Here is a 19,138-nt window from a genome sequence, read left to right as displayed (position 1 = left end):
CTATTCCAACCTGAGCACTGCAAGGAAGGCTTCCTGTGGAATTTCCACGTTGCCGACCTGCTTCATGCGTTTCTTACCGGCCTTTTGCTTCTCCAGCAATTTACGCTTGCGGCTGACGTCACCGCCGTAGCATTTGGCCAATACGTTCTTTCTAAGCGCCTTGACGGTTGTCCGGGCCACAATCTGACCGCCAATAGCCGCCTGAATTGCCACGTCGAACATCTGTCGAGGGATCAGCTCTTTCATCTTCTCGGTCAACGCACGCCCTTTGTAGTGTGCGTTGTCGCGGTGAACGATCAGGGCCAGGGCGTCGACCTTCTCGGCGTTGATCAGAACGTCGAGCTTGACCAGGTTGGCCGACTGGTAGCGATCAAAATGATAATCCAGCGAAGCATAACCGCGGCTGACAGACTTGAGACGATCGAAGAAGTCCAGAACCACTTCGTTCATCGGCAAATCGTAGCTCACCTGAACCTGCGTGCCGAGGAACAGCATGTCGTGCTGTACGCCACGTTTTTCGATGCACAACGTAATGACGTTGCCCAGGTGCTCCTGCGGCACAAGAATATTTGCGCGAACGATGGGCTCGCGCATGTCTTCGATGGCCGACAGGTCAGGCAGCTTGGAAGGGTTATCGACGTAAATCGTTTCGCCGGTCTTGAGCAACAGCTCGAAGATTACGGTTGGTGCGGTGGTGATCAGGTCGAGATTGTACTCACGCTCAAGGCGCTCCTGGATGATCTCCATGTGCAGCATGCCGAGGAAGCCACAGCGGAAGCCGAAGCCCAGCGCGTCGGAACTCTCGGGCAGGTATTGCAGTGAAGAGTCGTTCAGGGTCAGCTTTTGCAGCGCTTCACGGAAGTCTTCGAAGTCGTCCGAACTGACCGGGAACAGACCTGCATAGACTTGCGGCTGAATACGCTTGAAGCCGGGCAGCACGTCCACGTCTGGCGTGGTGCTCAGGGTCAGAGTGTCACCGACCGGCGCACCGTGAATGTCCTTGATGCCGGCAATGATGAAGCCTACTTCGCCCGCTTTCAGATCGACGGTCGCCGAGTGCTTGGGGTTGAACACGCCCACGCTGTCGACCAGATGCAGCTTGCCGGTCGACTTGACGAGAATCTTGTCGCCCTTTTTAACGCGGCCGTGGCGAACACGTACCAGGGACACGACGCCCAGGTAGTTGTCGAACCAGGAGTCGATGATCAACGCCTGCAGCGGATCTTCGATATTGCCGGTCGGTGCCGGAATGGTTGCGACCAGACGCTCGAGGACCTCGTCCACGCCCATGCCGCTCTTGGCGCTGCACGCAACGGCATCGGTGGCGTCGATGCCGATGATCTTCTCGATCTCTTCCTTGACGCGGTCCGGATCGGCCTGCGGCAAGTCCATCTTGTTCAGTACCGGCATGACCTCAAGGCCCTGCTCGATGGCGGTGTAGCAGTTGGCGACCGATTGCGCCTCGACGCCCTGCCCTGCATCGACCACCAGCAACGCGCCTTCGCACGCGGCCAGAGAGCGGCTGACTTCGTAGGTGAAGTCGACGTGCCCCGGGGTATCAATGAAGTTCAGCTGGTAGGTGATACCGTCTTTGGCCTTGTAATACAGGGTGACGCTATGGGCCTTGATGGTGATCCCGCGCTCGCGCTCAAGATCCATGGAGTCGAGCACCTGCGCTTCCATTTCGCGCTCGGTCAGGCCGCCGCACATTTGAATGAAGCGGTCGGCCAGCGTCGACTTGCCATGGTCAATGTGGGCGATGATGGAGAAATTGCGGATATGACTCAAATCACTCACGGATCAACACTCAAAAAGGTTGCAGGCAGATTGCCCGCCGAAAAATAGCCGGGAATTGTACCTGAACTAAGCAAGAGGCGTCACGCTTACAGGCACCCGGATCGGCGCACGGTAAACAAACGGGCACAAAAAAGGGTGGCCATGGCCACCCTTTCCGCTTAAACCGACCGGTTACTCGGACAGCTTGAAGGTGATGAAGGTCGCACGGCCCTGACGCAGAACGCGCATCGAGACAGAGCGATCCTTGGGCAGGCTTTTCGCCACCTCGGTGAACTGCTTGCTGGACGTGATCGCCTGATTGTTCAGGTGGGTGATGACGTCACCCGCCTGCAGACCGATCAGCGAAGCCGGGCCGCCTGTGACGTCCTTGATGGCAACGCCACCTTTGAGGTCCAGGGACTTCTTCTGCTCGGCGGTCAACTCGATCACCGATACGCCCAAGCGATTACTGCTGCGCTCGGCACCCGTACCGCCAACATCGCCCATTTCCTGACCTTCATCAGGCAGTGCGCCGACGGTGACCGTGAGCTTCTGACGCTTGCCGTCACGAATCACTTCAAGTTCGGCCTTGCTGCCGTCCTTGAGGTTGCCGATCAGGTGCGGCAGGTCAGCCGACATGACGATTGGCTGGCCGTTGGCGCTCAGAATCACGTCACCCACCTGCACGCCGCCCTTGGCAGCCGGGCCGTCTTCAAGCACTTGCGCAACCAGCGCGCCGGCAGGCTTGTCCAGGCCAAACGACTCGGCCAGGTCCTTGTTCACTTCCTGGATGACCACACCCAGCCAGCCGCGGCTGACTTTGCCATTGGCCTTGAGCTGGTTGGCTACATCCATGGCGACGTCAATCGGAATCGCGAACGACAGGCCCATGAAGCCACCGGAGCGAGTGAAGATCTGCGAGTTGATCCCGACGACCTCGCCGGCCATGTTGAACAGCGGGCCACCCGAGTTACCCGGGTTGATGGCCACATCGGTCTGAATGAACGGCACATAGGTGTCGTTAGGCAGACTGCGCCCTTTGGCACTGACGATACCCTTGGTCACGGAGTGATCGAAGCCGAACGGCGAGCCGATCGCCAGAACCCATTCGCCAACCTTGAGCGTATTGGAATTGCCCAGCTTGGCGGTCGGCAGATCCTTGCCGTCGATTTTCAGGACAGCAACGTCGGTACGCGGATCGGTACCGACCAGCTTGGCCTTCAACTCGCTGCGATCGGACAAGCGTACGAGAATCTCGTCAGCACCATCGATCACATGATTGTTGGTCAGAACGTAGCCGTCAGGGGAGATGATGAAGCCCGAGCCGAGGGACTGAGCCTCGCGCTGGCGATCACCCTTGCCTGCACCCGAGCCTGGCGGACGCGAACCTGGCGGCATGCTGCGCTCAAGAAACTCGCGAAGCATCGGCGGCAGACCTTCCAGATCAGGCATCTGCTGATTGGCGACGGCACGGTCCGGCAACTTCTGGCGCGTACTGATATTCACCACTGCGGGCGATGCCTGCTCGACCAGCCCGGTGAAGTCCGGCAGGTTTTCGGCATGAGCCGTAACAACCTGACCGAGCATCAGCACAGCGGCAATCAATGAAAAGTAGGATTTCATGCGTGGTATCGACATATGGCTCCCGTTCGTAACGAGGAAAAAATTAAGCAGTCCGAAGCAACCGATTCAAAGACCTCAAGCAGCGATGCTCATCTCTGGATCAGCGACATGGCCTCTGGAAACGACAAAAGGCCAGAGCTGCGAGGCTGTGACCTATAGAAAAAAAACAGAGCTTTTGCAATCTGCAAACCTCACCAAACATTTCAGCGCCTTTGCTCAAGCCAGGTCGAGTGCGGCCTGGCGGCTTCTGTAACCCAGGATGAAAATTTTTACATCCTGAGAGCCGTGACTCCAAATGTTTATTTATTGGCTGAAGGTTCGTCGTTACGCATCGACAATGCTATGCGCTCCGCAGTACCCATCGGGACTTCTCCGACGACCGTCACCATCATGTCGCCCTGCGGCGTTGTCAGACGGCGCGAAACGGCCACTGTCGGGCCTAGCTGGGTGCGAATATCCGAAGAAGCCCCGCCTTTCACCGCTTCGATGAACACCGAAAAACGCGCCAGACCGTCGCTGTACATGAGATGTGTCACAGGCGACTGCGTAGAAGAGTCCTTGCGCACGCCACTGCTGCTGACGTCAAAGCCCGGCGGCAGCCAGTCGGAATGCCAGGCAACCGGGCTTATGGAGGCCTCGGGCTTGGTCTTCACCACGGAAACAGGCTTGCAGTCGGGACTGGTTTTGAGCATCTGCTCGGACAGGACGCTGGCGGTATCGAGATCAGTAAACTGAAAACGCTCGAGCAGTTGCCCCTTCTCACTCAACAGAAGCGACTTGAGCACGAGGCCGGTTTCATTATCCAGGTGCAGTTCGAGGCCGTATCGGTGCTGGTCCTTGGGGGACAGCGCAACGATAGTTGCCTGACGACCGGCCACTCTGGATTTGCCGGCAATTTTCATGTCGTACCAGGCGGAAAGTCTTTTGACATCGAATGCACGGGCGGAAGAGTCGGCCGGATTGGCCACACCCGCTTCAAGCGTGCCGCTGACGCAGTGAGTGAGCCCGTCAACACGCAGTACTTCCTGGGCAGAGCCGTCAAGCTGCAGCAAGCGCTCCTGAATATGGCCGTCCGCTATGCGGTGCCAGATTCGATGGGTAGAAAAACTACCGTTGCGCTCGTATACAAACGTACCTTGATAGCTTTGCTGCTGATCAACCTTGGCAAGACGATTGATAGCGTCTTGCGCATCATCAGCCTGTACCGGGAGGGCAAGCCATCCACCAAGCAGTAATGGCAGTAGAGGGACGGCTCGCATGATCCTCCTTAACGGTTTTCCAGACTCGCAGCACGTGCGTATGGCAGCGCGCTTTCAGTACCTTTCAACGCAGCTTCCTGAGCGTGCTGGCGCAGATAGCCCGGCAGACGCTGGTCACCTTGACCACCGCCCTGCAATACACCATTGGCCATAGGACCAGGCGCTTGCTCGGCGCTTTCAGTGTAGCCAGCCAGTACGGCCGGGCCTTTCACTTGCGGAACAGTCAGGTTGGCAGGCTGTTGGGTCTGCTGTGCCAGCTGTGCACCGGCAATGTCGTCCTGGTTGTACAGGCGGACACCGGCCAGAACGGCGACGGTAACCGACGCTGCAACGGCCAGGCGACCCAGCGTACGCCAAGGACCGCGAGCTGCCTTGAGCGGGCTGACTTCATCGGCGATCGCGGCAGATACAGCAGCCGAAATATCCAGATGAGGGACCAGCAACTCTTTGTGCATGGCTGCACGAGCAACTTGGTAGCGCGACCAGGTGGCGCGAGTATCGGCATCGTCAATGGCATTCAATACCCGACGTAATTCCAGTTCGTCCGCTTCATTATCAAGTACCGCGGACAGCGATTCCTGCAGGGCTTCACGACTCATGGCGGGTTCCTCTCTTGGGCTATCGCCGCTGTCTCAGGATTCCTGCAACAACGGCTGCAGGGCTTTATCGATGGCTTCCCGAGCGCGGAAGATCCGAGAGCGCACGGTACCAACAGGACACTGCATGACGCTCGCAATGTCTTCATAACTCAGACCATCGAATTCACGTAAAGTTAGTGCCGTACGTAAATCTTCCGGGAGAAGCTGGATGGTCCGATGGACGGTGCCCTCGATCTCATCCCTCAACAATGCACGTTCCGGCGACTCGATGTCCTTGAGGCCGTGATCGCCGTCGTAGAACTCCGCGTCTTCAGACCTTACATCGCTATCCGGTGGTCGCCGACCTCGCGAAACCAGATAGTTCTTCGCCGTGTTAATGGCGATGCGGTACAGCCAGGTGTAGAAAGCACTGTCACCGCGAAAATTTCCGAGCGCACGGTACGCCTTGATAAAGGCTTCCTGTGCAACGTCTTGAGCCTCATGGGTGTCGTGCACGAATCGCACGATCAATCCTAGAATTTTGTGCTGATACTTCAGCACCAACAGATCAAATGCTCGCGTATCGCCACGCTGTACGCGCTCGACAAGCTGCTGATCCTCTTCCTGGGTTAGCATGAACACTCCTCGTTGAGCATGAAGGAGTGTTGAAACTGATAGTGTTCAGGCTTGCAAACATAGACTCGGGCTTTTCGCAAAAGTTCTCCCCCTTCAAGCAAGTTTCCTGCAAGCCATCATAAAGCGTGCACGAAAAACGCAGCTCGACACGGTCGGCTGCGCGAATAGTCTTGTCGCCAGTTTCGCAGTTGATGATCACTTATCTAACCCTGCGAAATAGACGCTGTTCCTGTGTAGGCAACCTGCTATTGAGCATGGTTCTTTACAAAAAGTTCCATTGACACAATCGCCGGCGTGAGCCTCAAACTGCATAAAGTTCCATTGAATCAGCGCACTGGAGCATTTCCAGCAACCGAACAAAAGGAAAACAATAGGCATGCCGTCCGGGACTGGAGCACAATCCAGACCCGCCGTGGTCTCACATTGCCATGTAGGCGAGGCTATTGTGCCGTTACCCCAATACTTATACTAGTGGTCGCCAAGGGCAGAATTCGCAGATGAGCCAACATTTTCAGCATGATGTACTGGTAATCGGCAGCGGCGCTGCCGGTTTGAGCCTGGCACTGACCCTTCCCGACCACCTGCGGATTGCAGTCCTGAGCAAAGGTGACCTCGCCAATGGCTCGACCTTCTGGGCGCAGGGCGGTGTTGCGGCAGTACTGGATGACACCGACACCGTGCAGTCTCATGTTGAGGACACGCTGAATGCAGGCGGCGGCCTTTGCAACGAAGACGCTGTGCGCTTCACCGTCGAACACAGCCGCGAGGCGATTCGATGGCTGATCGATCAAGGCGTCCCTTTTACCCGTGGCGATGAAGCAGACACCGATGAGAGCGGATTTGAATTTCACCTGACGCGCGAAGGCGGACATAGCCATCGGCGGATCATCCATGCTGCGGATGCAACGGGTGCAGCCATCTTTCGCACCCTGCTGGAACAGGCAATCAAACGCCCTAATATCGAACTGCTCGAGCAGCGCGCAGCCATTGACCTGATCACCGAACGCCGTCTCGGCCTGCAAGGCCAGCGCTGTCTTGGCGCCTACGTGCTCAATCGCAACAGTGGCGAAGTGGATACTTACAGCGCGCGCTTCACGATCCTGGCGTCCGGCGGCGCAGCCAAGGTCTACCTGTACACCAGCAACCCTGACGGCGCCTGCGGCGACGGCATCGCCATGGCCTGGCGTTCCGGCTGCCGGGTGGCGAACCTTGAGTTCAACCAGTTTCATCCCACTTGCCTGTATCACCCACAGGCCAAGAGTTTTCTGATCACCGAAGCACTTCGCGGTGAAGGGGCCTACCTCAAGCTGCCTGACGGTGAGCGCTTCATGCAGCGCTTCGATGAGCGCGCAGAGCTGGCCCCGCGCGATATCGTGGCCCGCGCGATAGACCATGAAATGAAGCGACTGGGCATCGACTGTGTGTATCTGGACATCAGCCACAAGCCGGAAGCCTTCATCAAGACGCACTTCCCAACCGTCTATGAACGCTGCCTGGAGTTTTCCATCGACATCACTCGCGAGCCGATTCCAGTGGTACCCGCCGCGCACTACACCTGCGGCGGCGTGATGGTGGACAGCAAGGGGCATACCGATGTGCCGGGGCTGTACGCCATCGGCGAGACCAGCTTCACGGGCCTGCATGGTGCCAACCGCATGGCCAGCAACTCGCTGCTGGAGTGCTTCGTCTATGCCCGATCGGCCGCCGCAGACATCGAGAAGCAACTGGCTGATGTGCAGATGCCCGCCGACCTTCCTGCCTGGGACGCCAGCCAGGTCACCGACTCGGACGAGGACGTGATCATTGCGCACAACTGGGACGAGCTGAGGCGGTTCATGTGGGACTACGTCGGCATTGTGCGCACCAACAAACGCCTGCAGCGCGCTCAACACCGCATCCGCTTGCTGCTGGATGAGATTGACGAGTTTTACAGCAACTACAAAGTCAGCCGTGACCTGATCGAGTTGCGCAACCTGGCGCAGGTAGCGGAACTGATGATCCGTTCGGCCATGCAGCGCAAGGAAAGCCGTGGACTGCACTACACGCTGGACTACCCCGGTATGTTGCCGGAGGCGCTGGACACTATTCTGGTACCGCCCACTTATGCCGGCTGAACTTTAACCGCACACGCAGACGTCGGTGAATGTCCGGCGTCAGTGCGTCACACGGAATGCAGCAGCTCTTTATCGATCGCCCTGGCCGACCGGCGATAATCGGTCGAAAACGCAGAATGACCACCCACGGCAGCGCAAGACTGTCCGGGCATAACTGCACAGGCTGCCAGCCGTCGCGCACATTGCACAACTGCCAGCCTTGATGATCGCGCTTGAGTGCGGTGAATGCCGCCGGATGAGTGAGCAGGATAGAGCGTGGCACCACCCAGGCAGCGTGCGCCAGACATATCAGCGCAACCAGCGCCGCAGCCCACCCAGCGATGTCCAGCCAGTACAACGCGACCAGTGCCAGACACTGGACCGCCAGATACGCCGCCACCAGCAGACGCGAGGCCTGCCAATGACATTCGAAGCGATCACTGGGGCTGGACACGGTCCAGGATCATGCGAACCATGCGCTGCAATTCAGCATCTTCGGATTCGGCACGCTGCATGAACCAGCCGAACATGTCCTGATCCTCACAGGTCAGCAGACGGCGGTACAAATCGCGGTCTGCGTCGTTCAAATGTGGATAGACCTCACGGACAAACGGCACCAGCAGCACGTCCAGTTCAAGCATGCCGCGGCGGCTGTGCCAGTAAAGGCGGTTGAGTTCAACGTCTTCGACCATGGAGCGCTCCTCAAAGTAGGCGGCAAGTATACAGCCGTGAGCCGGGCGCGCGAATCTCGCATTGGTCGCAGCAGTTTTCATGTACCCGTATGCATATCCTCGACTCGGCACTATGATGTGCCCCCGGACTTTTTTCCCAATCTGCGATGACCATGGCCCACACAGCTTTTTTCTGCACGCTAACCCATGAGGGCGTTCTCGCCGTTCGCGGCGTGGATGCCAGCAAGTTTCTTCAGGGTCAGTTGACGTGCAACCTCAATTATCTGAATGAAGACACATCCAGCCTGGGTGCCCGTTGCACGCAGAAAGGCCGGATGCAGTCGAGTTTCCGCATCGTGTTCGAAGGCGACGGTTGCCTGCTGGCGATGGCCAGCGATCTGATCGAGGCGCAATTGCTCGATCTGCGCAAATACGCAGTGTTCTCCAAATCGAAGCTCACGGACGAAAGCGCAGACTGGGTGCGCTTCGGCCTGCAGGACGGGGACGCTGCACTGGTGAGCCTGGGGCTGGATCTGCCACAGGAAACCGACAGCGTGGTGCGCGCCAATGATCTGATCGCGATCCGCGTCTCGCCAGGCCGGACCGAGCTCTGGGTGCGCAGCGGGCAGGCAGACAGCATCAAATCGCGTCTGGCAGCGCAGTTGAGCGAAGCCCCGTTGAATGACTGGTTGCTGGGCCAGATACGTGTCGGCATCGGCCAGGTGTTCGGCAGCACTCGCGAAGAATTCATTCCGCAGATGATCAATCTGCAAGCGGTTGGCGGCGTCAGCTTCAAGAAAGGCTGCTACACCGGCCAGGAAATCGTTGCCAGAATGCAATATCTTGGCAAACTCAAGCGCAGGCTTTACCGCCTGACCCTGAGCGGCGAAGAGATCCCGAAACCCGGTACGGCACTGTTTTCACCGGTGCACGCCAGCGCGGTGGGCAACGTCGTCATGGCTGCACAGGACGGGCAGCACATCGAACTGCTCGCGGTATTGCAGGGTGATGCGGCAGAAGACGGCCGTATCAATCTTGGCTCGCCAGAAGGTGCAGCGCTGCAAATGAGTGAACTGCCCTACACACTGGACAGCAAACTCGAAACTCAGCGCTAGTCAGACGAACACATTCAGCTTCCTAGTGTCTTTAGAGCGATCCAGTACACCCTGGCGCTCTGAAGAGCGCGCGGACCACTCTGGACACCCCCAACAGCTGCGAGATGCAACATGAGCAAGATGGCTGACGAGGTGCAGAGAAACTTGATCAAGGCCATCGACAGAGATGCCTTGTTTCTCCCCACCCTGCCGGAAGTGGCACTGAGAATTCGCCTGGCTGCAGAGGACACCGAGATCAGTATCTCGGCCCTGAGCAAGGTCATCGGTAGCGATACAGCACTTTCCGCGCGCCTGATAAAGGTCGCGAACAGCCCCTTGCTGCGCCCGAATTTTGAAGTCAGCGACGTCAATACCGCGATTCGGCGGCTGGGCGTCAACTACACCTGCAACCTGGCCATCGGCCTGGTGGTCGAGCAGATGTTCCACGCCAAGTCGCCGGTCATCGAGCAGAAGATGCGCGATATCTGGAAGCAAAGCCTGCAGGTTGCCGGTATCAGCTACACCCTGTGTCAGAACTACACCAATCTAAAGCCCGATCAGGCCACGCTCGCCGGGCTGATCCACCTGATCGGGATCCTGCCGATCCTGACTTATGCCGAAGACCACTACGAGCTGCTGTCCGACCCGATCAGCCTCAACCACGTGATCGACAGTATTCATCCGGTCATCGGCGAGCGCCTGCTGCGCTCATGGGATTTCCCCGAGCCACTGGCCTGTGTGCCGGGCCAGTTCCAGGACTTCGCGCGTGTCTCGAAAAGCCCTGACTACACCGACCTGGTACAGATCGCCACGGTGCATATCCACAGGAATACCGAACACCCCTTCAGCCTCATTGAAATGGTCGACCTGCCTGCCTACAGCCAGTTGAGGCTTGCCAGAGCAGAAGGCATGCTCAGCGCCCAGATGGACGAAGCCAAAAGCATGCTCTACTAGTCAGTGCCAGTCAGTTAGCACTGAAACTGACCCTCACTTTCAAGCCTCGCTCGGCCCCCTCGTGCAACGTGATTCTGGCCAGATGCGCCCGGCAGATTTCGCCCACAATCGCCAGGCCAAGCCCGGCACCACTGCCCTGCTGGCTGCGCCGGTAAAAACGCTCGAAGACCCGCTCACGCTCATCTGCCGGAATGCCGGGACCATCATCCTCGACCTCCAGAACCCCCGGCGCATAGACCCGCAAGACGACATTACCGCCCGGTGAAGTGTGAGCCAGCGCGTTGTCGATCAGATTGCTCAGCAATTCGTTCAGCAAGGTCGGCTCGCCGCGCAGCCAGACCGGCTCGTCAGCCTCCAGCGCCAGCGCGACACCCCGGGAATGGGCCAATGGCGCCATGGCCATGCCCAGCTCCCTGGCCAGTTGACTGAGGTCCAGTTGTTGCGCTCCGCCCTCGGCGATGGCCCGCGCGCCGTTTTCGATGCGCGCCAGGGACAACAACTGGTTGGCCAGATGGGTGAGTCGATCGGTGCCGAGCGCCGCCGACTCCAGCGTGCTGCGCCAATGCTGCGGGTCGTGCTCGCGCAGCCCCAACTCGACCCGCGCCTTCAAAGCGGCCAGCGGGGTGCGCAGTTCGTGGGCGGCATCGGCGATGAATTGCGCTTGACGCTCGAACTGTACGCGCAGTCGCTCGGTAAAGTGGTTCAGCGCGCCCACCAACGGACGCAGTTCGTGCTGCACTTCAACCATCGGCAACGCGCGCAGATCATCCGGCTGACGCTCCTCGACGGCGGTGCGCAGCCGCTCCAGCGGTCGCAATGCCGCACTGACCGTGAACCAGACCAGCAGCAGCGCGCCCCCTCCAAGCATGCCCAGGCGCAGCAATGTGTCGGCCATCAGGCTGCGCGCCATGCCCTTGCGCGCCTCCTGGGTTTCGGCAACGCGGATTTCAGCAGTACCGTTCATGCCCGGGTCGGTCACCGGCTTGAGCAGGCTGACGACACGCACATCCTGCCCCTGATAGGTCCCGTTATAGAATTTCGCCAGGGCCGGGTAATCGTCGGTACGCAACGTACCGGGCGGCGGCGACGGCAGGTTTTCATAGCCGGAAATCAGCTTCTGATGAATGTCATTGACCTGATAGTAGATGCGTCCTTCACTGTCGTAGGCGAAGGTGTCCAGCGCCACGTAGGGAATGTCGGCGCTCAGCGTGCCATCGCGCTGGGTCAGGCCGGCCGCGATGGTCCGTGCGGAAGCCAGCAACGTGCGGTCATAGGCGGTGTCGGCCACTTCGCGGCCATTCCAGTAAGCGCTCATTCCGCTGGCCAGCATCAACACCACCAGCAGCAAGGCCAGATTCCATAACAACCGCCAGCGCAGGCTGTCGTTAATCATCACGGCTTTCCAGCAGATAGCCCAGACCGCGAAAGGTCACGATGGCCACGGAATGCCCGTCGAGCTTCTTGCGCAGACGATGGACATAGATCTCGATGGCGTCGGGGCTGGCTTCTTCATCGAGCCCGAACACCTGCGCCGCCAGTTGTTCCTTGCTCATCACCCGACCCGGCCGGGCGATAAGCGCTTCCAGTACCGCTTGTTCGCGGGAGGTCAGGGTCAGCAGTTCTTCGCCGAGCATGAAACGTCGCGTGTCCAGATCGTAGGCCAGCACGCCGCAACGCTGTTGCCGCTCACCACCCAGCACGCTGCGCCGCAGCAAGGCCTTGACCCTGGCCTCCAGCTCGGAGAGTTCGAAAGGCTTGGCCAGGTAATCGTCGGCGCCCAGATTCAGGCCATGAACCCTGTCCTTGACGTCACTGCGTGCCGTCAGCATCAGCACCGGCAGGTTTTTGCTGCGCGCTCGCAGACGCGCCAGCACTTCGAAACCGTCCATGCGCGGCAACCCGACATCGAGAATGGCCACCGCGTATTCTTCGCTGTTCAACGCCAGGTCGGCGGCCACGCCATCATGCAGCACATCAACGGTCAAACCCGCGCTTTTGAGCGCCTGCGCGACACTTTCAGCCAATTGCAGATGATCTTCCACAAGAAGAACACGCATCGCCGTCTCCTGATTGTCACTGTTGTTATCGATCTGGGTATCGAGGCTTGTGGCGGTGGAGTTTACAGGCCGGCCGCCGTCTGTGAAGGGCAGAAACGATTCGCGACGCTCCAGTCACGATGCGCAAGGCGACTGAAAGGTTTGCGAAAGGTTCGTCGTTTAGCATCGCGAAACGACCCGAACAAAGGGTACGTAAAAAACAGGCGCCCGGATGCGTCTGAACAATAAAAACAATAAATCGCTAAACGGAGTCACGCCATGTCTATGCCCGCCCAGGCTCGCCAGCCCATGGAGCACACCCCGCCGAGGGCTGCTCTGCGCGCTATTCCCGCTACCCGCCTCGACACAAAACATCAGCGCACACACCCGTCCCTGTGACACAGCACACAGGTTTCGCCGTGCGCGTGACAAAAGCGCCTGGTGCACAGCTTCTCTCTGCCAAAAACAACAATATCTCTGGAGACTGAACATGAAATTTTCCCTGCGTCACGTAGCCGCCACCGCTGGGTGCATGCTGATTGCCAGCCAATTGCTTGCCGAACCCAAACGTCCGGAATGCATCGCCCCTGCCTCGCCAGGTGGAGGATTCGACCTGACCTGCAAACTGGTGCAGAGCGCGCTGATCAACGAGAAAATTCTGACCTCGCCGATGCGCGTCACCTACATGCCAGGCGGTGTCGGCGCGGTGGCCTACAACGCAGTCGTCGCGCAGCGCCCCGCCGATGCCGGCACACTGGTCGCGTGGTCCAGCGGTTCGCTGCTCAACCTGGCGCAGGGCAAATTCGGTCGTTTCGATGAAAACGCCGTGCGCTGGCTCGCCGCCGTGGGCACCAGCTATGGCGCCATCGCAGTGAAGAGCGACTCGCCCTACAAGAATCTCGACGACCTGGTGCAGGCGCTGAAAGCCGATCCGAGCAAAGTCGTGATCGGCTCAGGCGGCACCGTGGGCAGTCAGGACTGGATGCAGACTGCGTTGATCGCCAAGGCCGCAGGCATCAACCCGCGCGCCCTGCGCTACGTGGCACTCGAAGGCGGCGGTGAAATCGCCACCGCGTTGCTCGGTGGCCACATCCAGGTGGGCAGTACCGATATTTCCGACTCCATGCCGCACATTCTCAGCGGCGACATGCGCCTGCTCGCGGTGTTCGCCGAGAAGCGTATCGACGAGCCTGAAATGAAAGACATCCCCACCGCCAAGGAGCAGGGCTACGACATCGTCTGGCCAGTGGTGCGTGGCTTCTACCTCGGCCCGAAAGTCAGCGACGAAGACTACAACTGGTGGAAAGCCTCGTTCGACAAGATCCTGGCCTCCGAGGACTTCGCCAAACTGCGCGACCAGCGCGAGCTGTTCCCGTTCGCCATGACCGGTGCGGAACTGGACACCTACGTCAAGAAGCAGGTCGCCGACTACAAGTTGATGGCCAAGGAATTCGGCCTGATTCAGTAATTGAAATCAATTGACTGACATTCAGTTGCGCCCGCCGTACGGGCGCGACTCAGGAGCTTCTCATGGTCATACAACGCATCTTCGCTGGCGTGCTGTTACTGGCATGCGCAGGCCTGGCCCTCATGGCCTGGCCTTATCAGGCACCGTTTTCCTATGAACCGGTCGGACCACGCGCCTTCCCGCTGCTGATGCTCGGGCTGATGGGTATCGCCCTGCTGTACCTGCTGATCAGACCCACGCCCATCGTCCACACCGAGGAAGACCCGGAGCTGGACCGAGAGACCCTGATCAAGATCGGCGTGTGCATCGTCCTGCTGCTGATATTCGCAGGGCTGTTCGAACCGCTGGGCTTCATCCTCAGCAGCATCCTGATCGGCATCCCCATGGCCCGCCTGTATGGCGGTCGCTGGCTGCCGAGCGTGGTGGTGGTGATTCTGATGAGCGTCGGCCTTTACCTGCTGTTCGACAAGGCCATGGACGTCCCCTTGCCTTTAGGCCTGCTCAGCGTTCTGGAGAATTAAAATGGATACTTTCGGTTACCTGGGCCAGGGCTTCGGTGTCGCCCTGACGCCTTACAACCTGATCACAGCACTGTGCGGAACACTGATTGGTACTGTCGTCGGCCTGCTGCCGGGGCTCGGACCGATCAACGGTGTAGCGTTGCTGATCCCTATCGCCTTCGCGCTGGGCCTGCCGCCCGAGTCGGCGCTGATTCTGCTGGCAGCCGTGTACCTGGGCTGCGAATACGGCGGACGCATCAGCTCGATCCTGCTGAACATTCCGGGTGAAGCTTCCACCGTGATGACCACCCTGGACGGTTACCCGATGGCCCGCCAGGGCCTGGCCGGGGTTGCACTGTCGCTGTCGGCATGGAGTTCGTTCATCGGCGCGTTCATCGCCACCTGCGGCATGGTGCTGTTCGCGCCCTTGCTCGCCAAATGGGCGATTGCCTTCGGCCCGGCGGAATACTTCGTGCTGATGGTCTTCGCCATCGTCTGTCTGGGCGGGATGGCCGGCGACCGGCCGTTGAAGACGTTCATTGCTGCGCTGATCGGGCTGTTCCTGTCTGCGGTAGGTATCGATGCCAACAGCGGGGTGTACCGTTTCACGGGCGACAACATTCACCTCACCGATGGCATTCAGTTCGTGGTGCTGGTGCTGGGCCTGTTTTCGATCAGCGAAATCCTCTTGCTGCTGGAGAAGACTCATCGCGGCCAGGAGGCAGTCAAGGCCACCGGGCGCATGATGTTCAACTTCAAGGAGGCCGCTTCGGTGTTCGTGGTCAACATCCGCTGCGGGCTGCTGGGCTTTATCCTCGGCGTACTGCCGGGTGCCGGTGCGACGCTGGCCAGCGCGGTCGCCTACATGACCGAAAAACGCATCGCTGGCGCTAGCGGCAAGTTCGGTCAGGGTGACATGCGCGGCCTGGCAGCACCGGAAACCGCCATCGGCGCAACAGCCTGCGGCGCACTGGTGCCTATGCTGACGCTGGGCGTGCCGGGTTCTGGCACGACGGCGGTGATGATCGGCGCGTTGTCGCTGTACAACATCACGCCCGGCCCGATGCTGTTTCAACAGCAGCCGGACATCGTCTGGGGCCTGATCGCTTCATTGTTCATCGCCAACATCATGCTGGTGATCCTCAACATCCCGATGATTCGCATCTTCACGCGCATCCTTGCCGTGCCGAACTGGGCGCTGGTCCCTGTGATTGCGATCATTACCGGCATCGGTGTGTATGCGGTGCACGCCACCACCTTCGACCTGTTCCTGATGGTCGGTATCGGTATCTTCGGTTACATCCTGCGCAAGCTGGACTTCCCGCTGTCGCCGATCCTGCTCGGGTTCATCCTTGGCGGTCTGATGGAGCAGAACCTGCGTCGTGCCCTGTCGATCTCCAACGGCGAACTGGGGATCCTCTGGTCCAGCCCGATTACCCTCGGGGTCTGGGTGGTGACTGTCTTCATGCTGCTGTTCCCGCTGTTGCGCATCTGGCGCAAGCGCGCCAAACAGCAGGCCGCTGCGACGCATGGCTGATTCGTCTCTGCGCCAATGGTGGGCAACGCCGCTGGTCGGCCTGCTGGGCGGCTACCTCGCCAGCCAGGTCGGCTGGCCGTTGCCGTGGATGGTGGGCTCGTTGCTGGCAATCATTCTGGTGCGCTGCCTGACACCCTGGCAGCTGGCGCAGATTCCCGGCGGTCGCAAATGCGGTCAACTGATCATCGGGATCGGCATCGGCCTGCACTTCACCCCGGTGGTCATCGAACAGGTGCTGGCGCACTTCGGGCTGATTTTCATCGGCGCCCTGGTCACCAGCCTGTCGTGCCTGGTCGGCGTGTGGCTGATGCTGCGTACCGGAGAGGATCGCCCGACGGCGTTCTTCTCCAGCATGCCGGGCGGTTCCGGGGAGATGGTCAACCTCGGCGCACGTAATGGTGCAACGCTGAGCAGTGTCGCTGCCGCACAAAGCCTGCGGGTACTCGCCGTCGTGCTGTGCGTGCCGGCGATCTTCAAATACCTGCTGGGTGATGGCGCACCGGCCTTGCATGCCAGCGTCGTGGACTGGCGCTGGCTGGCCGTTCTGCTGCCGCTCGGGGCCGCACTGGCCTGGCTGTGGCAACGCCTCAAACAGCCCAACCCCTGGCTGTTCGGCCCGCTGCTTCTCAGTGCGGTGGTGAGCGTGGTCTGGGATTTGAAAATCGGCCTGCCCAACGGTGCCAGCCAGCTTGGCCAGTTACTGATTGGCAGCGGGCTGGGTTGTCATTTCAATCGGGAGTTCTTTCGGCGTGCGCCATCGTTCCTGGCGCGCACGCTGCTGGGCACTGCGCTGACCATGCTGATTGCCGCGCTGGCGGCACTGGCGCTGAGCGCCCTCACCCACCTGGACTTGCGTTCGCTGACGCTGGGCATGATGCCCGGCGGCATCGCGGAAATGAGCCTGACCGCCGAAGTGCTGCAACTGTCGGTGCCGCTGGTCACGGCCATGCAGGTCATGCGCCTGCTGTTCGTGCTGTTTCTCGCCGAGCCGTTGTACCGACGCTGGAACAAACGGCTCGCTGACTGAACAGGTCGCTGGAATCCTCTCGAATCAGAGCGCAGGCAAGCGCCAGTCGATCGGCGCGATGCCGTTTTGCTCAAGGTACTTGTTGGCCCGGCCGAAATGCCCGTTGCCCAGAAAGCCCTTATAGGCTGACAACGGCGACGGATGGACGGAGGTCAGCACCAGATGCTTGGTCGCATCGACCAGTTTCTGCTTGCTCTGCGCATGAGCGCCCCACAGCAGGAACACCAGATGCGGCTGATGCTCGCTGACCACTTGAATAATCCGGTCAGTGAAGTGCTGCCAGCCTTTGCCAGCATGTGAGGCAGCGTTGGCGCGTTCGACAGTGAGGGTTGTGTTAAGCAACAGCACACCCTGATCAGCCCAGGATTGCAGGCAACCGTGGTTCGGAATATCGATATTCAGGTCGCGTTTCAGCTCTTTGTAGATATTGACCAGCGATGGCGGCGTCGGCACACCCGGCTGCACCGAGAAGCACAGGCCATGGGCCTGATTCGGACCGTGATACGGATCCTGGCCAAGGATGACCACTTTCACGTTGTCCAGCGGCGTGGAGTTCAACGCATTGAAGATCAGCGGCCCTGGCGGATAGATTTCCTTGCCCGCCGCGTGCTCCTGACGCAGAAACTCGCGCAATTGAGCCATGTAGGGTTGTTCGAATTCGTCACGCAGGGCGTTTTTCCAGCTGGGCTCAAGCTTGATGCGGTCGTCGCTAGTCATGGTTACATCCGGTAAAAACAATGCGCGGACACTAGGAAAGCCGGGCAGCAAAGTCAATGCCGGTTGCGCTATGCACCTTCAAGATCGGACGCTGAGCATCGAGAAACGCGTGCCGACGCAGAGCGTCGGCACGCCAGTCAGTTCGAAGCAGTCAGTTCACAGCGTTGGCATGGTGGTAAGCGCGCATATTTCAGCTATCGGTGCCCACCGCGCCCCTCGCCGCGGCCGCCTCTTCCATGATCACGGCCATCTCGTCCGCCATGCCCACCGCGGTCATCCCAGCCACGATTACCGCGGAAGCCGTCATTACGTCCGAAACCACCGTTGCCGCGAAAGCCATCATTGCGGCCGAAGCCGTCATTGCGCCAGCCATAACCCGGCGGACGTCCCGGCTGGTAATAGCGCGGCGGGGGCGGTGGCGCGTAATAGCGTGGTGCCGGAGCGTAGTAGCGAGGCTGTGTGTAATAGCGCGGTTGAGGCGCTACATAGATGCGTCGCTCCTGATAGTAGGTAGAGCGGTAGCCATTGTCATACGCATAAGCGCTGCCAACGACAGTCGGCTGCGTATACACATCGGATTCGTAGTAACCGGGACCTGCGTAGCAACCAGAAAGAAAAAGGGTCAGCAACGTGATAAGCAAGGGTCTTCGATACATGGCGGCCTCCTGGACCGCGATTGGGCCAAACCAGCGACGCTGGTCGGCGTCCGTCAAAGCGGTTGGCGGACGAATTATCTGACATCGAAAAGGCACTCTAGTGCCTTGGGTCAGCGTCGAGGCATGGCCAGGATGGGTCCGTCATCGGGCCGCAAAGGCTCTGCAACCAAGGCGTGCAGGCCTGTTTCCGCTTTCTACAAACATGCTACAAAACATTTCATCTATCTTTGCCTCATCGCAGTGCGTCCGCGCACCAGCACAAGGCAATTCTCGCGGCACCTGACCGTCGATGATTCCTCCAGCCATTGAGAAACAAGGCGCAGCGCAAGTTGGCACAACTCTCGCTTGATGAGCGGTGTGCAGGAGTCAACACAGGTTCGCGGCACCACAATTTGCAATAGCCGACTAGGGTTCCGGCTTGCCGCCAGGCAAGTGGCTGGTCCGAGAGTTGGCGACCTCCAGTAGAGGTTACACGGCGGGACAAAAGCCCGGGAGACAGGGACACCAGTGGTG

The 19,138-nt window shown here is 59.6% G+C and carries 18 protein-coding genes and 1 riboswitch; of the genes, 7 read left to right on the top strand and 11 right to left on the bottom strand.

Annotated features, from left to right (window positions below):
• The 5 genes from lepA to rpoE form a co-directional block, all read right to left on the bottom strand.
• The gene (gene lepA / locus JOE33_RS19775) at positions 1 to 1,797 is read right to left on the bottom strand and encodes a translation elongation factor 4 (protein WP_003413009.1); all 1,797 of its coding nucleotides are present in this window, start codon (positions 1,795 to 1,797) and stop codon (positions 1 to 3) included.
• A gap of 171 nt (positions 1,798 to 1,968) precedes the next feature.
• Entirely contained in the window at positions 1,969 to 3,414 is a 1,446-nt protein-coding gene (locus JOE33_RS19770) for a DegQ family serine endoprotease (RefSeq protein ID WP_122530191.1), read from the bottom strand.
• Positions 3,415 to 3,698: 284 nt separating this feature from the next.
• Positions 3,699 to 4,658 carry a MucB/RseB C-terminal domain-containing protein gene (locus JOE33_RS19765; RefSeq protein WP_054993451.1) on the bottom strand — a complete coding sequence of 320 codons (960 nt, stop codon included), beginning with the start codon at positions 4,656 to 4,658 and terminating at the stop codon, positions 3,699 to 3,701.
• Positions 4,659 to 4,666: 8 nt separating this feature from the next.
• Positions 4,667 to 5,257, bottom strand: a complete 591-nt coding sequence (locus JOE33_RS19760) for an anti sigma-E factor RseA C-terminal domain-containing protein (protein WP_003405339.1) — start codon at positions 5,255 to 5,257, stop codon at positions 4,667 to 4,669.
• A 33-nt stretch (positions 5,258 to 5,290) separates the two neighbouring features.
• Entirely contained in the window at positions 5,291 to 5,872 is a 582-nt protein-coding gene (rpoE, locus tag JOE33_RS19755) for an RNA polymerase sigma factor RpoE (RefSeq protein ID WP_002554912.1), read from the bottom strand.
• A 497-nt stretch (positions 5,873 to 6,369) separates the two neighbouring features.
• On the opposite strand from rpoE, the gene nadB reads away from it, so the two are divergent.
• On the top strand, positions 6,370 to 7,986 hold the full coding sequence (gene nadB / locus JOE33_RS19750) for an L-aspartate oxidase (protein WP_187625194.1): 1,617 nt from the start codon (positions 6,370 to 6,372) through the stop codon (positions 7,984 to 7,986).
• On the opposite strand, the gene JOE33_RS19745 is transcribed toward nadB, so the two are convergent.
• Both JOE33_RS19745 and JOE33_RS19740 read right to left on the bottom strand, forming a co-directional pair.
• Positions 7,955 to 8,419, bottom strand: a complete 465-nt coding sequence (locus tag JOE33_RS19745; RefSeq protein ID WP_096129800.1) for a protein YgfX — start codon at positions 8,417 to 8,419, stop codon at positions 7,955 to 7,957. The genes nadB and JOE33_RS19745 overlap by 32 nt on opposite strands.
• Positions 8,403 to 8,657, bottom strand: coding sequence for a succinate dehydrogenase assembly factor 2 (locus JOE33_RS19740; RefSeq protein WP_010435042.1), 255 nt, complete (start codon positions 8,655 to 8,657; stop codon positions 8,403 to 8,405). Before JOE33_RS19740 ends, JOE33_RS19745 begins: the two co-directional genes overlap by 17 nt.
• Before the next feature lie 152 nt (positions 8,658 to 8,809).
• Between JOE33_RS19740 and JOE33_RS19735 the strand changes: the two genes are divergently transcribed.
• Together JOE33_RS19735 and JOE33_RS19730 are read left to right on the top strand one after the other, a co-directional pair.
• A complete protein-coding gene (locus JOE33_RS19735) occupies positions 8,810 to 9,751 on the top strand; it encodes a folate-binding protein YgfZ (protein ID WP_163031852.1) in 942 nt (313 codons plus the stop codon).
• Positions 9,752 to 9,862: 111 nt separating this feature from the next.
• Positions 9,863 to 10,684, top strand: coding sequence for an HDOD domain-containing protein (locus tag JOE33_RS19730; protein ID WP_187625193.1), 822 nt, complete (start codon positions 9,863 to 9,865; stop codon positions 10,682 to 10,684).
• Between the two features lie 10 nt (positions 10,685 to 10,694).
• Here JOE33_RS19730 and JOE33_RS19725 read toward each other — a convergent pair whose 3' ends face one another.
• Both JOE33_RS19725 and JOE33_RS19720 read right to left on the bottom strand, forming a co-directional pair.
• The gene (locus tag JOE33_RS19725; protein WP_010435047.1) at positions 10,695 to 12,077 is read right to left on the bottom strand and encodes a sensor histidine kinase; all 1,383 of its coding nucleotides are present in this window, start codon (positions 12,075 to 12,077) and stop codon (positions 10,695 to 10,697) included.
• Positions 12,070 to 12,741: a response regulator gene (locus JOE33_RS19720; protein WP_010435049.1), complete on the bottom strand. Its 672-nt coding sequence runs from the start codon at positions 12,739 to 12,741 to the stop codon at positions 12,070 to 12,072. Before JOE33_RS19720 ends, JOE33_RS19725 begins: the two co-directional genes overlap by 8 nt.
• A gap of 463 nt (positions 12,742 to 13,204) precedes the next feature.
• Here JOE33_RS19720 and JOE33_RS19715 point away from each other — a divergent pair, with 463 nt between their 5' ends.
• The 4 genes from JOE33_RS19715 (at position 13,205) to JOE33_RS19700 (ending at position 17,252) form a co-directional block, all read left to right on the top strand.
• Positions 13,205 to 14,188 carry a tripartite tricarboxylate transporter substrate binding protein gene (locus JOE33_RS19715; protein ID WP_170963816.1) on the top strand — a complete coding sequence of 328 codons (984 nt, stop codon included), beginning with the start codon at positions 13,205 to 13,207 and terminating at the stop codon, positions 14,186 to 14,188.
• A gap of 62 nt (positions 14,189 to 14,250) precedes the next feature.
• Positions 14,251 to 14,709: a tripartite tricarboxylate transporter TctB family protein gene (locus JOE33_RS19710; protein WP_010435050.1), complete on the top strand. Its 459-nt coding sequence runs from the start codon at positions 14,251 to 14,253 to the stop codon at positions 14,707 to 14,709.
• A 1-nt stretch (position 14,710) separates the two neighbouring features.
• Positions 14,711 to 16,225, top strand: a complete 1,515-nt coding sequence (locus JOE33_RS19705; protein ID WP_032614837.1) for a tripartite tricarboxylate transporter permease — start codon at positions 14,711 to 14,713, stop codon at positions 16,223 to 16,225.
• Entirely contained in the window at positions 16,218 to 17,252 is a 1,035-nt protein-coding gene (locus JOE33_RS19700; protein ID WP_010435052.1) for an AbrB family transcriptional regulator, read from the top strand. The genes JOE33_RS19705 and JOE33_RS19700 overlap by 8 nt, the downstream gene beginning before the upstream one ends.
• 24 nt (positions 17,253 to 17,276) lie before the next feature.
• Here the strand turns inward: JOE33_RS19700 and ung are convergent, their stop codons facing one another.
• Positions 17,277 to 17,969: a uracil-DNA glycosylase gene (ung, locus tag JOE33_RS19695; RefSeq protein ID WP_003405314.1), complete on the bottom strand. Its 693-nt coding sequence runs from the start codon at positions 17,967 to 17,969 to the stop codon at positions 17,277 to 17,279.
• A 194-nt stretch (positions 17,970 to 18,163) separates the two neighbouring features.
• Complete coding sequence (locus JOE33_RS19690; protein ID WP_096124457.1) at positions 18,164 to 18,625, bottom strand: hypothetical protein; 462 nt, start codon at positions 18,623 to 18,625, stop codon at positions 18,164 to 18,166.
• Between the two features lie 394 nt (positions 18,626 to 19,019).
• Positions 19,020 to 19,122: riboswitch (guanidine-I (ykkC/yxkD leader) on the top strand.
• Positions 19,123 to 19,138: the final 16 nt, after the last annotated feature.

The organism is Pseudomonas sp. PvP027, from assembly GCF_017833005.1.
In the GTDB taxonomy this organism is placed as follows: domain Bacteria; phylum Pseudomonadota; class Gammaproteobacteria; order Pseudomonadales; family Pseudomonadaceae; genus Aquipseudomonas; species Aquipseudomonas congelans.
This window is presented reverse-complemented; position numbering and strand designations above follow the sequence as displayed.

What these genes read in the sequence shown, in the direction of transcription:
- nadB (WP_187625194.1), top strand. Translation starts at nt 6,370, where the DNA reads ATGAGCCAACATTTTCAGCATGATGTACTGGTAATCGGCAGCGGCGCT.
- JOE33_RS19770 (WP_122530191.1), bottom strand. Translation starts at nt 3,414, where the DNA reads ATGTCGATACCACGCATGAAATCCTACTTTTCATTGATTGCCGCTGTG.
- JOE33_RS19690 (WP_096124457.1), bottom strand. Translation starts at nt 18,625, where the DNA reads ATGTATCGAAGACCCTTGCTTATCACGTTGCTGACCCTTTTTCTTTCT.
- JOE33_RS19765 (WP_054993451.1), bottom strand. Translation starts at nt 4,658, where the DNA reads ATGCGAGCCGTCCCTCTACTGCCATTACTGCTTGGTGGATGGCTTGCC.
- JOE33_RS19725 (WP_010435047.1), bottom strand. Translation starts at nt 12,077, where the DNA reads ATGATTAACGACAGCCTGCGCTGGCGGTTGTTATGGAATCTGGCCTTG.
- JOE33_RS19760 (WP_003405339.1), bottom strand. Translation starts at nt 5,257, where the DNA reads ATGAGTCGTGAAGCCCTGCAGGAATCGCTGTCCGCGGTACTTGATAAT.
- ung (WP_003405314.1), bottom strand. Translation starts at nt 17,969, where the DNA reads ATGACTAGCGACGACCGCATCAAGCTTGAGCCCAGCTGGAAAAACGCC.
- JOE33_RS19720 (WP_010435049.1), bottom strand. Translation starts at nt 12,741, where the DNA reads ATGCGTGTTCTTCTTGTGGAAGATCATCTGCAATTGGCTGAAAGTGTC.
- JOE33_RS19710 (WP_010435050.1), top strand. Translation starts at nt 14,251, where the DNA reads ATGGTCATACAACGCATCTTCGCTGGCGTGCTGTTACTGGCATGCGCA.
- JOE33_RS19700 (WP_010435052.1), top strand. Translation starts at nt 16,218, where the DNA reads ATGGCTGATTCGTCTCTGCGCCAATGGTGGGCAACGCCGCTGGTCGGC.
- rpoE (WP_002554912.1), bottom strand. Translation starts at nt 5,872, where the DNA reads ATGCTAACCCAGGAAGAGGATCAGCAGCTTGTCGAGCGCGTACAGCGT.
- JOE33_RS19730 (WP_187625193.1), top strand. Translation starts at nt 9,863, where the DNA reads ATGAGCAAGATGGCTGACGAGGTGCAGAGAAACTTGATCAAGGCCATC.
- JOE33_RS19740 (WP_010435042.1), bottom strand. Translation starts at nt 8,657, where the DNA reads ATGGTCGAAGACGTTGAACTCAACCGCCTTTACTGGCACAGCCGCCGC.
- JOE33_RS19705 (WP_032614837.1), top strand. Translation starts at nt 14,711, where the DNA reads ATGGATACTTTCGGTTACCTGGGCCAGGGCTTCGGTGTCGCCCTGACG.
- JOE33_RS19735 (WP_163031852.1), top strand. Translation starts at nt 8,810, where the DNA reads ATGGCCCACACAGCTTTTTTCTGCACGCTAACCCATGAGGGCGTTCTC.